Source organism: Streptomyces sp. AC627_RSS907, from assembly GCF_019049165.1.
This window is the reverse complement of record NZ_JAGMUE010000047.1, coordinates 1-13766: the sequence shown is the minus strand read 5'-3', so window position 1 is coordinate 13766 and position 13766 is coordinate 1. Positions and strand designations below refer to the sequence as shown.

Below are 13766 nucleotides of genomic sequence, written 5' to 3'. Positions count from 1 at the left end.
CCGGGCCCGGCCCCCGAACGGCACAGGCCTCTCGCCCACCGGGCTCCACCCCGGTACGAGGCCGCCCCTGCCCCTACCGGAGCAGCGTCCAGGCGCGGCTGGAAGTCGTCACGACGCAAGTCAGGTTAGGCTCACCTCTGTGAGTACGTGCTCAACCGTCTCCCAGGACCTCGACGAGCCCGTCTCGGGCACCGCACCCGTCGCGAGGACCTGGTTGCTGCTCGAACAGCCGGGCCCGTGGGGCGCCAAGGCGCTCACCTCGAGCCACCTGGAGCCCGCACTGGGACGCGCCCTGGAGGCGGCGGTGAAGGGGACGGGCGTACGCATCGCGCTGATCCGCCGTCCCGGGCGCCACGCGGACCGCGGTGCCCCCGCCGAGCGCCGGGTGTACGCCGCGCACACCGTGCCGGGGACGGTGTGGCTGCGCAGCGCCACGCTCACGGACCCGCGTCGACTGCTCGACCTCGATTTCGCCGCGCTCGGCAGGGGCGATCACCGGAGGTTCGACGCGGTGCTCGAAGGCGGTCCCCACCTGGGTGATCCGCTCGCTCTCGTCTGCACCAACGGCAAGCGCGACCGCTGCTGCGCGCTCCTCGGCCGGCCGCTGGCGGCCGAGCTCGCCGCGTCCGGCGCCGACGGCGTCTGGGAAGTCACCCATCTGGGTGGTCACCGCTTCTCGCCGACCGTGCTCGTGCTCCCCCACGGGTACGCGTACGGCCGGGTCGGGGCCCACGCCGTCGAGGAGATCCTGCACGGTGCGCGGGACGGGCGGATCGTCGTCGAGGGCTGCCGCGGGAACTCCGCGTGGACGCGCCCGGGGCAGGCGGCCGAGCTGGCCGTGCGCTCGGTCGCGGGCGAGCAGGCGGCCCAGGCGCTGAGCGTCGTGCGGACGGACGGTGCCGCACCGCACTGGGAGGTGACCGTGGCCCATGTGGACGGCCGGCACTGGCGGGTCACCGTCGCCCAGGGCGCTTCGGCGCCACCCCGCCCGGAGAGCTGCGGGGCGTCGGTGCTGGGCTCACCCGCGCGGATGGAGGTGACGGCGGTGCGCGAGCTGTCGATGGCGGCGGCGCTCGCCGGCTGACCTCCCGCCGGGCGGGCGGCGTCCGGCCCGTCTCCGTCCACGGGCGCGACCGGGAGATCCGCGCCACACCCCGCTACGGCCTGCCGCCCGCTCCCACGTACCGTCATGGGTATGAGCTCCACTCCCTCCGTACGCCGCCGGCGCCTCGGCCTGCCGCGGCGGGTGTTCTCGCAGGTGCTGCTGATGCAGCTGGCGATCGCCGCGGGAGTCGCGGTGCTCGCGACCGGGCTGTTCCTGGCTCCGCTCGGTGACCAGCTGGACGACCAGGCGATGCGCCGGGCGCTCGCCATCGCGCAGACCACCGCCCAGCAGCCGCAGGTCGTGCGGGACCTGCGGAGCACCCGGCCGACACCGGACGGCCCGGTGCAGCGGGCGGCGGAGCGGGTCCGGAAGGCCACGAAGGCCGAGTACGTCGTCGTGATGGACCGGCTCGGCGTGCGCTGGTCGCACACCGACCCGGAGCGGATCGGTGACGTCGTCTCCACCGACCCCGGGCAGGCCCTGTCCGGCCGTGAGGTCATGGAGATCGACGACGGCACCCTGGGCCGCTCCGCGCGCGGCAAGGTGCCGCTGCGCGACGGCGACGGCGACATCGTCGGGGCGGTCTCGGTCGGCATCGCCTACGACAGCGTCCGGGCCCGGCTGATCCACGCCATCCCCGGCCTGTTCGCGTACGCCGGTGGCGCCCTGGCCGTGGGCGCGCTGGCCGCCTGGCTGATCTCGCGCCGGGTGCAGCGGCAGACCCGTGACCTGGCCTTCTCGGACATCGCGGGTCTGCTCGCGGAGCGGGAGGCCATGCTGCACGGCATCCGGGAGGGCGTCGTCGCCCTGGACCGCGGCGGCCGGGTCCGCCTGCTCAACGACGAGGCGCAGCGCCTGCTGGGCATCGGCGCCGAGGCCGTCGGCCGCACCCCCGACGAGGCGCTCGGCGCGGGGCGCACGGCCGACGTCCTGGCCGGCCGGGTGACCGGTACCGACCTGCTGACCGTGCGCGGCCAGCGGGTGCTGGTCGCCAACCGGATGCCGACCGACGACGGCGGCGCCGTCGCCACCCTGCGCGACCGCACCGAGCTCGAGCAGCTCGGCCGGGAGCTGGACTCCACGCGCGGCCTGATCGACGCGCTGCGCGCGCAGGACCACGAGCACGCCAACCGCATGCACACCCTGCTGGGGCTGCTCGAACTGGAGATGTACGACGACGCCGTGGAGTTCGTCGGCGAGGTGGTCGGCGAGCACCGGGCGACCGCGGAGCAGATCACCGAGAGGATCCAGGACCCCCTCCTCGCCGCCCTGCTGGTCGGCAAGGCGACCGTCGCGGCGGAACGCGGGGTCACCCTGTGGGTGTCGGAGCGGACGTGGCTGCCGGACCGTCTGGTGGATCCCAGGGGGCTCGTCACGATCGTCGGCAACCTGGTCGACAACGCGCTCGACGCCGTCGCGGGGGCGGCGCACGCGCGCGTGGAGGTCGAACTGCGGGCGCACGGACGCGCCACGACCCTCAGGGTGCGCGACACGGGGCCCGGGATCGCTCCTGAACACCGCGAGCTGGTGTTCACGGCGGGGTGGTCGACCAAGAAGCCGCCGGCACACCGCCAGCGCGGCATCGGGCTGTCCCTGGTGCGCCGGCTGGCCGAGCGCCAGGGGGGCAGCGCCACCGTCGGGGAGGCGCACGGCGGGGGTGCGGAGTTCGTCGTCGTCCTGCCCGAGGCGCTGGCCGAGCCGGACGCGGAACCCGCCCTCACCGTCCCCGTGAACCCCGCTGCCGAGGAGGAGTCCCGATGATCGAGGTCCTGGTGGTGGACGACGACACGCGGGTCGCGCGGGTCAACGCCGTCTACGTCGAGAAGGTGCCGGGCTTCCACGTCGCCGGTGAGGCGCACAGCGCGCTGGAGGCGCTGCGCAGCGTGGAGACGCTGCCCCGCCTGGATCTGATCCTGCTGGACCACTACCTGCCCGACCGGACCGGTCTGGAGGTCGTCCAGGAGATGCGGCGACGCGGCCACCAGACCGACGTGATCATGGTGACGGCCGCTCGGGACGTGTCGACCGTCCAGGCGGCGATGCGGCAGGGCGCTCTGCAGTACCTGGTCAAGCCGTTCGCCTTCGCGGGGCTGCGCGCCAAGCTGGAGGCGTACGCGGAGCTGCGCCGTACGCTGGACGGCGGTGGTGAGGCTGAGCAGGCCGAGGTCGACCGTATCTTCGGTGCCCTGTCGGCGCCGTCGGAGCCGGGCCTGCCCAAGGGGCACTCCCCCACCACCGCCGAGCTCGTGCGCCAGTGCCTGCTGAAGGCGGACGGCCCCCTCTCCGCGCAGGAGATCGCGGAGCGGACGGGAGTGAGCCGCCAGACCGCGCAGCGCTACCTGAAGCTCCTGGAGCGCACGGGACGGGCCAGACTGACCCTCAAGTACGGTGAAGCGGGCCGTCCCGAGCACCGCTACGAGTGGGCGACCCGCCCCTGAGAGGAGCAGGTCCCACAGCGCCACCTCCCCCTACACGGCCCCCGCCCCGGTCAGCGACCGCACCTGTGTCTCGGCGTGCCTGGCCTCGTCGGGCACCTCCCGCGAGGTGACCGTGCCGAGCCAGCCCGCGAGGAAGCCCAGCGGGATCGAGACGAGGCCGGGGTTCTGCAGCGGGAAGTACTGGAAGTCGACGCCCGGGAACAGCGACCGCGGGCTGCCCGACACCACCGGGGACAGCAGTACGAGCACCACCGCCGGGACCAGACCGCCGTACACGGCCCACACGGCGCCGCGTGTGGTGAAACCGCGCCAGAACAGCGAGTAGAGCAGCACCGGGAGGTTGGCGGACGCCGCGACGGCGAAGGCGAGGCCCACCAGGAACGCGACGTTGAGGTCGCGGGCGAGCAGGCCGAGACCGATCGCGATCGCGCCGATACCGACGGCGGCGGTACGCGCCACGGCGACCTCGCTGCGCGGCGGGGCGCCGCGGCGCCGCAGGGACGCGTACAGGTCGTGGGCCACGGATGCCGAGGAGGCCAGGGTGATCCCGGCGACCACCGCGAGGATGGTGGCGAAGGCGACGGCCGCCACGACCGCGAACAGAACGGTTCCTCCCGTGGAGTCCGCGCCACCCCCCAGGTCCAGGGCCAGCAGCGGCACCGCCGTGTTCCCGGCGGCGTTCGACTCCCGCACGGCGTCCGGCCCGACCAGGGCGGCGGCACCGAAACCGAGCACGATCGTCATCAGGTAGAACCCGCCGATGAGGCCGATCGCCCAGACGGCCGATCGCCGTGCCGCCCGGGCGGTGGGCACGGTGTAGAAACGCGACAGGATGTGCGGCAGCCCGGCCGTGCCCAGCACCAGGGCGAGTCCCAGGCTGATGAAGTCGAAGCGGGAGGTCCAGTCCCCGCCGTACGCCAGCCCGGGCACCAGGAACGCGTCGCCGTGCCCGCTGCGCTCGGCCGCGGTGCGCAGCAGCCGGTCGATGTCGCCGTGGAAGCGGAACAGGACGAGCGCGGTCAGTGCCACGGTGCCGCCGAGCAGCAGCACCGCCTTCACGATCTGGATCCAGGTGGTGGCCCGCATCCCGCCCAGCGACACGTAGATCACCATGAGCGCGCCGACGCCGATGACGGTCCAGGTCCGCGCCGCCTCGGTCGTGCCCCCGAGCAGCAGCGCGACCAGGCTGCCCGCGCCCACCATCTGCGCCACCAGGTACAGGACCGACACGGTGACCGAGGAGGTTCCCGCGGCGATCCGCACGGGCCGTTCCCGCATCCGCGCCGCGACGACGTCGGCGAGGGTGAACCTGCCGCAGTTGCGCACCAGTTCGGCGACGAGGAACAGCACCACGAGCCAGGCCACCAGAAAGCCCACCGAGTACAGCATGCCGTCGTAGCCGTAGAGCGCGATGAGCCCGGAGATGCCGAGGAAGGAGGCGGCCGAAAGGTAGTCACCCGCGATGGCGAAACCATTCTCCATGGGAGAGAAGAGACGGCCGCCCGCGTAGAACTCCTCCGGCGAACCGTGCCGGTTGCGGCCCACCCACGTCGTGATCGCCAGCGTGGCGGCGACGAACGTGCTGAACAGCAGCAGCGCGAGCGACTGGTGATCGTCCGTCACGACGTACCGCCCCGTGCTCCGCGCGTCAGTTCCTGGGTGTTCCAGCGCAGTTCGAGCGCGGTCCGGTCCCTGCGCAGTCGAGCGTGCCGGGCGTACGCCCAGGTGAGCAGGAAGGTGGTGGCGAACTGCCCGAGTCCGGCGAGCATCGCCACGTTCACCGCGCCGGCCACCGGCCGGGCCATCAGCGCGGGCGCCGTCGTGGCGGTCACCACGTAGGCGACGTACCACCCGAAGAAGGCGGCCACCGCGGGCACCACGAACCTCCGGTACCGGCTGCGGACCTCCCGGAAGGCCGCGCTGCGCTGGACCTCCAGGTACACGTCGGCCGCGGCCCGGGGAAGCTGCCCCGCCGGGTCCGGGCGCATCGACGACCGCGCGGCCTCGGGGGCACCCGCACCGGCCGGCCCGCCCCGGCCGGTGGCGGGAGGGGCGTACCAGGGGTCGGCGTACGACGGGGTCCGGGGCGCCCCGGCGGCGGCCGGGGCCGGGCCGTCGCGGTGGTCGACCGCGCTTTCCGGACCATCCCCGGCGCCGTGCGGGCGGTCGTTGCTTGACTGCATGCCCAAGGATGGACAGAACGGGAAGATCCCTGACTCTTCTTTCCCGCGCACTTCACCCCATCAGGTGACTTCACCCACCGGGGCCGCACACGTCCCTTCCTGTACGCGTAGGACCCAGCTCCCTGTACACGCAGGACACAGCCTGAACAGGACTCTGAGCCCCGTCTCGGCGAACAAACGGCGAAGCGTGGAGGGGTGCTCCCGGGACCGGAGCCGCACCTTCCCCGCGGGCCGACGCCCCGGCCCGGCCCGGGGCCGAACCCCGGGCCGGATCAACGGCTACGCGTCGATGCGCGACCGGTCCAGCGTCGCCGCCGAGCTGGAGATGAACTCCTTGCGAGGAGCGACGTCGTTGCCCATCAGCAGGTCGAAGACCTGCTCGGCGGAGTCCAGATCGGTGAGGTTGATCCGGCGCAGGGTACGGCGCCGCGGGTCCATGGTCGTCTCGGCCAGCTGGTCGGCGTCCATCTCGCCCAGGCCCTTGTACCGCTGGATGGAGTCCTTGTACCGGATGCCCTTGCTCTGGTACTCCATGAGCTTGTCGCGCAGCTCGCGGTCCGAGTACGTGTAGACGTACTTGTCCTGGCCCTTCTTCGGCTGAACGAGCTCGATGCGGTGCAGCGGCGGCACCGCGGCGAAGACCCGGCCCGCTTCCACCATGGGCCGCATGTAGCGGTGGAACAGGGTCAGGAGGAGCGTACGGATGTGGGAGCCGTCCACATCGGCGTCGGTCATCATGATGATCTTGCCGTAGCGGGCCGCGTCGATGTCGAAGGTGCGGCCGGACCCGGCTCCTATGACCTGGATGATCGCGCCGCACTCGGCGTTCTTCAGCATGTCCGTCACGGACGACTTCTGGACGTTGAGGATCTTGCCGCGGATCGGCAGCAGCGCCTGGAACTCGGAGTTCCGGGCGAGCTTCGCCGTGCCCAGCGCGGAGTCGCCCTCGACGATGAACAGCTCGCTGCGCTCGACGTCGTCGCTGCGGCAGTCGGCGAGCTTCGCGGGCAGCGAGGAGGACTCCAGGGCCGTCTTGCGGCGCTGGGCGTCCTTGTGCTGGCGGGCGGCGATACGGGTGCGCGCCGCGGCGACGGCCTTCTCCATGACCACCCGGGCCTGCTGGGCGGCGTCACGCTTGGTGGAGGTCAGGAACGCCTTGAGTTCCTTGGAGATCACGTTGTTCACGATGCGGCGGGCCGCCGAGGTGCCGAGGACCTCCTTGGTCTGGCCCTCGAACTGCGGCTCGGCGAGACGGACGGTCACGACCGCGGTGAGGCCCTCGAGAGCGTCGTCCTTGACGATGTCGTCCTCGGCGACGCGCAGCAGCTTCTTGGCGCGCAGCACCTCGTTCATCGTCTTCGCGACCGCCTGCTCGAAGCCGGCGACGTGGGTGCCGCCCTTGGGCGTGGCGATGATGTTGACGAACGACTTGACGGTGGTGTCGTAACCGGTGCCCCAGCGCATCGCGACGTCGACACCGAGCTCGCGGGTGACCTCGGTGGGCGTCATCTGGCCATGCTCGTCCAGGACCGGCACCGTCTCCTTGAAGCTGCCCTGTCCACTGAAGCGGAGGACGTCACAGACGGGCCTGTCACTGGCCAGGAACTCGCAGAACTCACTGATGCCGCCGTCGAAGCGGAAGGACTCCTCGCCCTTGCTGCCGCCGTCACCGAGACCGAACTCGTCGCGGACGACGATCGTCAGCCCGGGCACCAGGAAGGCGGTCTGGCGGGCCCGCTGGTGCAGCGTCTCCAGGGAGAGCTTGGCGTCCTTGAGGAAGATCTGGCGGTCCGCCCAGTACCGCACGCGCGTGCCGCTGCGGGTCTTGGGGATCTTCTTGGCCTTGCGCAGTCCGCTCCTGGCCTCGAACCCGGCCGCCGGCCCCTGCCCCGCGAACGCGCCCGGCACACCGCGCCGGAAGCTGATGGCATGGGTCTGCCCGCCGCGGTCCACCTCGATGTCCAGCCGGGCGGACAGGGCGTTCACCACGGAGGCACCGACGCCGTGCAGACCGCCGGAGGCGGCGTACGATCCGCCTCCGAACTTTCCGCCGGCGTGCAGCTTGGTCATGACGACCTCGACGCCGGACAGGCCGGTCTTGGGCTCGATGTCGACCGGGATGCCGCGGCCGTTGTCCCGCACCTCCACCGAGGCGTCGTCGTGGAGGATCACCTCGATGTGGTCGCAGTAACCTCCGAGGGCCTCGTCGACGGAGTTGTCGATGATCTCCCAGAGGCAGTGCATCAGGCCACGGCTGTCGGTCGATCCGATGTACATGCCCGGACGCTTGCGTACGGCCTCGAGCCCTTCGAGGACGAGCAGGTGCCGCGCGGTGTAGTTGGATCCGTCCCGGTCTGCTCCTGCCAGCAGCGCAGTGGACGGCACGGATGTCTCGGCGGTCACGCGGTTCGCTCCTCGCTGAATTTCAGATGGGGCCCCGCTGGGTAAGGGCGCGGCTCGGTTCACCGGTCAGAGAGTACCGAGGCCTGGTAGAGCCGTTGTAACGCCACCCTCGCGGAAGACTCACCCTAGACCAGCGTCGCATGCTTGTTCGATCCCTCGATGGGGTGAAGTACACATCACGTTCCCTTCGAGGCATGAACCATTTAGGCTCCGGGCACGTCCTCATGAACAAACCGGCAACCCAGCCGGCGGGACCGACACTGACCGACTGCGCGAACCCGTACGACACACAGACACGCAATACGGCACATTCGCCGCCAACCGGCAACAGCCGGCCCCTCGGAAGTTTTTTTCGAGGAAAAGCCACGAGCGGGAACGTTTTGGGGCTGGTTGGATGTTGACCCTGGTACGACAGCTCGTCGAGCTAGAGAAGAGGCGACGTGACTACTGTTCTGACTTCCGCAAGCCCGCTGACGGCCGCTGATCGCTGCGACCGCTGCGGCGCCCAGGCATACCTGCGCGTCGTCCTGCTGAGCGGCGGAGAACTGCTCTTCTGCGCCCACCATGGTCGCAAGTTCGAGCCGGAACTCAAGAAGATCGCCGCTGAGATACAGGACGAGACGGAGCGGCTGACGGCCGTTCCGGCCTCTTCCGCCGAGGAAGAGCGCTGACACTACGCGCCCGACGACGAGCGAGCACGGCACAGGCCGATGAACGGGCGGCCGCCTCCACTGACCGGAGGTGGCCGCCCGTGCTCGTGCCCACCAGGCCCTCAGCGGCCGTCAGACTCCCTCGCGCCGCCCTGCGGCAGTGTCCCAGCCGTGTCCCAGCCGAGCGTCCGAAGAACGGCGGAGACGCGCGTGTACACCCCGGGGCTGCCCGGGCGCCCGCAGCCACTCCCCCAGGACACGAGGCCGATGAGCCTCCCCTTGGCGACCAGCGGCCCGCCGCTGTCTCCCTGGCAGGCATCGCGGCCACCGGCCTGCTCACCGGCGCACAGCATGGTGTCGGCGACGTACCGGCCGTCCTCACTTCCCGGGTACGCCCGTTCACAGTCCGCGTCGGGAAGTACCCGCACGCGAGCCGCCCGCAGGCCGTTCGCGTAGTCCCCGGCTCCCGAGGCGTCCCCCCATCCGTACACGAGCGCTTCCGTCTGGGGCCCGTACGCGGGGTCGCCGGCCGCCGCCATCCCTATGAGCGAGTCGACGGGAAGGGCTTCTGACAGGGTGAGCACCGCGAAGTCTCCGGCATTGGTGACGTCGTCGTGCGCCGGGTTCACCCAGACGTCACGCACGGGGATCTCACGCCCCTGGTCCGAGAGCAGATCCGTGCGATCCGCGATGACCTTCAGGTCGCGCACCTGCTCGGGCGGCGATCCGAGAACCTCCTCGCCCAGGCAGTGGGCCGCCGTGAGCACGGTGGTCCGGCCGACGGCCACTCCCCCGCAGAACTGCCCCGCCCGCGTACCTCCGAAGCGGTCACGGCTGGACAGGGCGACGGTCCACGGGCTGTCGGACACGTCGACCGGGAAGCCTCCGACGACGATGCTGTCGGCGGCTGCGGGAGCGGCGGACGCCAGGGGTATCGCGGAGGCCGCGGCCGCCAGGACCAGCGGCCGGGCCAGTGCCCGGGCAACAAGGCCACGCATGCAGGCTCCTCACTTCGAGGTGGTCTTGGGACACCCAGAGTGATTCAGTCCGCAGCACCGCGCACCCGCTGGTCAGCACGAGGGCCCGGTCCCCACCTGGGGGAACCGGGCCCTCGCCGTCGTTCGGGTGCGGCCTAGTCGAGGTAGTCGCGCAGCACCTGCGAGCGCGACGGGTGGCGCAGCTTCGACATGGTCTTCGACTCGATCTGGCGGATGCGCTCCCGCGTGACGCCGTACACCTTGCCGATCTCGTCGAGGGTCTTCGGCTGACCGTCGGTGAGACCGAACCGCATGGAGACGACGCCGGCCTCACGCTCGGACAGGGTGTCCAGGACGGAGTGCAGCTGCTCCTGGAGGAGCGTGAAGCTCACCGCGTCGGCCGGTACGACGGCCTCGGAGTCCTCGATGAGGTCACCGAACTCGCTGTCGCCGTCCTCGCCCAGCGGGGTGTGCAGCGAGATGGGCTCGCGACCGTACTTCTGGACCTCGATGACCTTCTCCGGGGTCATGTCGAGTTCCTTGGCCAGTTCCTCCGGGGTGGGCTCGCGGCCCAGGTCCTGGAGCATCTGGCGCTGTACGCGCGCGAGCTTGTTGATGACCTCGACCATGTGCACCGGGATACGGATGGTGCGGGCCTGGTCGGCCATCGCGCGGGTGATCGCCTGCCGGATCCACCAGGTGGCGTACGTGGAGAACTTGTAGCCCTTGGTGTAGTCGAACTTCTCCACCGCGCGGATCAGACCGAGGTTGCCCTCCTGGATCAGGTCCAGGAAGAGCATGCCGCGGCCGGTGTAGCGCTTGGCCAGGGAGACCACCAGACGGAGGTTGGCCTCCAGGAGGTGGTTCTTGGCGCGGCGACCGTCCTCGGCGATGATCTCCAGCTCACGCTTGAGCTTGGGGGCGAGCTTGTCGGAGTTCGCCAGCTTGTCCTCGGCGAAGAGGCCCGCCTCGATGCGCTTGGCGAGTTCGACCTCCTGCTCGGCGTTGAGGAGGGGGACCTTGCCGATCTGCTTGAGGTAGTCCTTGACCGGGTCGGCGGTGGCGCCGGCCGCGGCGACCTGCTGGGCCGGAGCGTCGTCCTCGTCCTCGTCGGACAGCACGAAGCCCGCGTTCTCGGTGCCCTCGGGCTCCTCCGCCTTCGGCTCCTCGATCACCTCGTCCTCGAGGAGCTCGCCGTCGTCCTTCTTGGCGGTCGTCTTCTTGGCCGCCGTCTTCTTGGCGGTCGTCTTCTTCACCGCCGCCTTCTTGGCGGTCGTCTTCTTGGCCACCGCCTTCTTGGCGGCGGACTCCTCCTCGACGGCGGGGTCGGTGGCGGACGCCGCCGTGGTGGCGGGCGCGGCGGCCTTCCTGCTGGTCACCGTCTTCGCCGCGACCGTCTTCGTGGCGGTGCGCTTGGCGGGACTCTTCGCTGCGACGCTCTTTCGGGTGCGCTTGGGCTCTGCGGCACTGACCATCAGCGTCACACCCTCTTCCTCGAGGATCTGATTGAGGCTGCGCAGTACGTTCTTCCACTGAGTGGCCGGAATCTGGTCAGCTTCGAAGGCCCGACGCACGTCATCGCCGGCGATCTGCCCCTCAGCCTTTCCCCGCTCAATGAGCGCCATGACAGAGACGGACTCGGCGATCTCCGGCGGGAGCGTACGGGATGTGCTGGCCGACACGAACAACCTCTCGGAACGTTGGAAAACGGCTTCCGGCCCCGTCCGGGCGGACAGGAGCCGACCGCCGGCTTGGGAGTGGGCCGACGGCGCGGGCGGGGCCGAGGAGAAGCACAGCGCCATGAACGGCGTCCGTATTCCCTCCGCGGCTGTCACCTCTTAGGTCATCGCGTTGTTCCCGCGAGCGTTACGCCCAATCCGCGTGGCCCGAGTCACACCCCGTAAGCTATTAAATTCGGTCATACGAGGATGAAAGCGGTCACCAGCGGGTACGAGCCGGTCCTGCCGAGGGCTCCCGGTCACGCGCGGAGGCTCAGGCCTCTCATCACACCATCGGACTCACACCGTCGGACCCCGCGGAATCACCGAGGATTCCGCGGGGTCCGCGGCGTCGGCGTCCCGGTCGGCCACGTCCATAGGAGGGATCTGGAGCGGCCGGCCCGCGCCGGTCCGGCGGAACGTAGTCAGTGATCGCGCGGTGCGGGCACCACCCGCTCCACCTCGGGGTGGACGGTCAGAAGCTGGCGCATGGCCGCCTCGGCCGCCGCGCCGTCCCCCGCGGCGAGGGCGTCGACGATCCTGCCGTGCTGGGCCAGGGAGACGTCGTTCGGCCGGTCACAGCCCGTGACCGGGCCACCGGAGACGTGGAGGGCGGCGGACACGATCCCGGACAGGTGATCCAGCATGCGATTGCCCGCGATCTGGATCAGCAGCGAGTGGAACTCGGCGTCGGCGCGCGAGAAGGTGAGCGCGTCGCCCTGCCCCATGGCGTGCCCCATGATCCCGACCATGTCGGACAGACGCTGCTGGACGTCCTCGCGCCCGTGCCCGGCGGCGAGGCGCGCGGCGAGCGGTTCGATCGTCCAGCGCAGCTCGCTGAGCTCCCGGCGCTGGTCGTCGCGCTGCGGCCCGAAGGCACGCCATTCGATGATGTCCGGGTCGAGGAGGTTCCAGTCGCTGACGGGGCGCACGCGCGTGCCGACGTTCGGACGGGCACTGACCAGGCCCTTGGCCTCCAGCACGCGCAGGGACTCACGGACAACGGTACGGGACACCTCGAAACGCTGGCCGATCTCCTCGGGCACCAGCGGGCGGTCGGCGCCGAGATCACCGGAGACGATCATCTGACCCAGCTGCTGAACGAGTTGCCCATGCAGTCCACGGCCACGGCTGCCCGCGCTGCGCCGGCCCACGCGGCCCAGCTCGGGCTCCGTCCCCTCCCATGCGGGCGCCCCCACGCGGTCGACGGCGGGCGTCTCGGCGTAGGGGTAGCGGTCGAGTTCGCCCGGGTTCGCGAGGCCGGAGTCGGCGGAGCGGGCGGCGGTCATCATGGAGTGCGCAAGGGTAGTCACGCATCCTTTGTCGGCGTCGCCCTCAACTCCCTTGAGGGCTTTGGTGAAAAGCACACGAAAGGGTGATCGCTCACCCCGTCGCAATTGACGCCTTATCGGAAAGAAATGTGCTTTCTCCGGGGAGTTGCGCGCAGGGTCGTACCCGAAGGGTGCGGACGGCCCCTCACCGGGCCCTGCTGCGCACGGTCATGAGCAGATAGGCGCAGAGCAGGGTGGTGAGCGACAACGTCAGTGCGCTGCCCACGGGTTGGACGACCACGCGCAGCACTTCGGCCACATACCGTTCCCCGCCGAAGGGCCACTGCGTCAGGAGAACCTCACGCACCCGCATCGGGAGGCCGGCGGCGGTCCGCACGGACGGTCCCTCCCAGACCTCCTGTACGAGCGGTACGACCAGGACGGGAACAGCGACCACCGCGGCGAGCCCGGCCGAGGTGGACCGGAAGACGCCCGCGGCGAGCACACCGGACCACGCGCAGCCGATGACGAGTCCGAGCCAACCGGCACCCAGTACGGGCCAGTCGGCGGGCACTCGCACGAGTTCCCGTCCGTAGAAGAGATGGAGCACTTCGGCGTCGCAGCCCACCGTCAGGGTGGCCAGCACCAGCGCGCCGGCCGCGGAGACCAGGAGTTTGGCGGTCAGCAGCCCCATACGCCGGGGCACGGTGCCGCGGTCCGCCGCCAGGGCGGGGTGGCGGAACTCGTCGCCGAAGGCGAGCGCACCGAGCAGCCCCGCGCCGAGCGCCGCAGGGGGCAGCGGCAGCTCCCGCGGCCAGGCGGCGAGCAGACGCGGCTGCGGGGTGTGCCCGACGCGGGCCAGGACCAGTGCGGTGACCGCGGACACGACGAGCACCACGGCCCCGGTGACGAACCCGGCGCTGACGCCGGTCGCACGACGGAGTTCGTAGCGGAGGGGGCGCAGGGGGCTGGGGGCGGAGCGGACGGAGATGGGGGGCGGCAGCGGGGAGTGCGTGTCGCG

The 13766-nt window shown here is 71.1% G+C and carries 10 protein-coding genes and 1 pseudogene; 4 read left to right on the top strand and 7 right to left on the bottom strand.

The genetic code is table 11. From position 1 onward, the window contains the following. Window positions 1–139: 139 nt before the first annotated feature. The 3 genes from KUM32_RS12805 to KUM32_RS12795 all read left to right on the top strand — a co-directional run bounded on the left by KUM32_RS12805 (window position 140) and on the right by KUM32_RS12795 (window position 3543). Window positions 140–1084 (top strand): sucrase ferredoxin, encoded by a 945-nt coding sequence (locus KUM32_RS12805; protein ID WP_217141975.1) that lies wholly within the window; start codon window positions 140–142, stop codon window positions 1082–1084. 111 nt (window positions 1085–1195) lie between these two features. After that, window positions 1196–2866, top strand: coding sequence for a sensor histidine kinase (locus KUM32_RS12800; RefSeq protein ID WP_217141974.1), 1671 nt, complete (start codon window positions 1196–1198; stop codon window positions 2864–2866). After that, window positions 2863–3543, top strand: a complete 681-nt coding sequence (locus KUM32_RS12795; protein ID WP_217141973.1) for a response regulator — start codon at window positions 2863–2865, stop codon at window positions 3541–3543. Before KUM32_RS12800 ends, KUM32_RS12795 begins: the two co-directional genes overlap by 4 nt. Before the next feature lie 30 nt (window positions 3544–3573). Here the strand turns inward: KUM32_RS12795 and KUM32_RS12790 are convergent, their stop codons facing one another. The 3 genes from KUM32_RS12790 to KUM32_RS12780 all read right to left on the bottom strand — a co-directional run bounded on the left by KUM32_RS12790 (window position 3574) and on the right by KUM32_RS12780 (window position 8129). Then, window positions 3574–5166 (bottom strand): cation acetate symporter, encoded by a 1593-nt coding sequence (locus tag KUM32_RS12790; RefSeq protein WP_217141972.1) that lies wholly within the window; start codon window positions 5164–5166, stop codon window positions 3574–3576. Next, the gene (locus KUM32_RS12785; RefSeq protein ID WP_217141971.1) at window positions 5163–5726 is read right to left on the bottom strand and encodes a DUF485 domain-containing protein; all 564 of its coding nucleotides are present in this window, start codon (window positions 5724–5726) and stop codon (window positions 5163–5165) included. Before KUM32_RS12785 ends, KUM32_RS12790 begins: the two co-directional genes overlap by 4 nt. A gap of 279 nt (window positions 5727–6005) precedes the next feature. Beyond that, window positions 6006–8129, bottom strand: a complete 2124-nt coding sequence (locus KUM32_RS12780) for a type IIA DNA topoisomerase subunit B (protein ID WP_217141970.1) — start codon at window positions 8127–8129, stop codon at window positions 6006–6008. Between the two features lie 440 nt (window positions 8130–8569). Here KUM32_RS12780 and KUM32_RS12775 point away from each other — a divergent pair, with 440 nt between their 5' ends. Then, complete coding sequence (locus KUM32_RS12775) at window positions 8570–8800, top strand: hypothetical protein (RefSeq protein WP_007445070.1); 231 nt, start codon at window positions 8570–8572, stop codon at window positions 8798–8800. Window positions 8801–8901: 101 nt separating this feature from the next. On the opposite strand, the gene KUM32_RS12770 is transcribed toward KUM32_RS12775, so the two are convergent. The 4 genes and pseudogenes from KUM32_RS12770 to KUM32_RS12755 form a co-directional block, all read right to left on the bottom strand. Beyond that, window positions 8902–9777 carry a serine protease gene (locus KUM32_RS12770; protein WP_217141969.1) on the bottom strand — a complete coding sequence of 292 codons (876 nt, stop codon included), beginning with the start codon at window positions 9775–9777 and terminating at the stop codon, window positions 8902–8904. Window positions 9778–9911: 134 nt separating this feature from the next. Continuing rightward, window positions 9912–11438, bottom strand: coding sequence for an RNA polymerase sigma factor (locus KUM32_RS12765; RefSeq protein WP_217141968.1), 1527 nt, complete (start codon window positions 11436–11438; stop codon window positions 9912–9914). A 461-nt stretch (window positions 11439–11899) separates the two neighbouring features. Continuing rightward, window positions 11900–12787, bottom strand: coding sequence for a sporulation transcriptional regulator WhiH (whiH, locus tag KUM32_RS12760; protein ID WP_217141967.1), 888 nt, complete (start codon window positions 12785–12787; stop codon window positions 11900–11902). A 163-nt stretch (window positions 12788–12950) separates the two neighbouring features. Further along, window positions 12951–13766: pseudogene (locus KUM32_RS12755) on the bottom strand (ABC transporter ATP-binding protein); the annotation flags it as partial.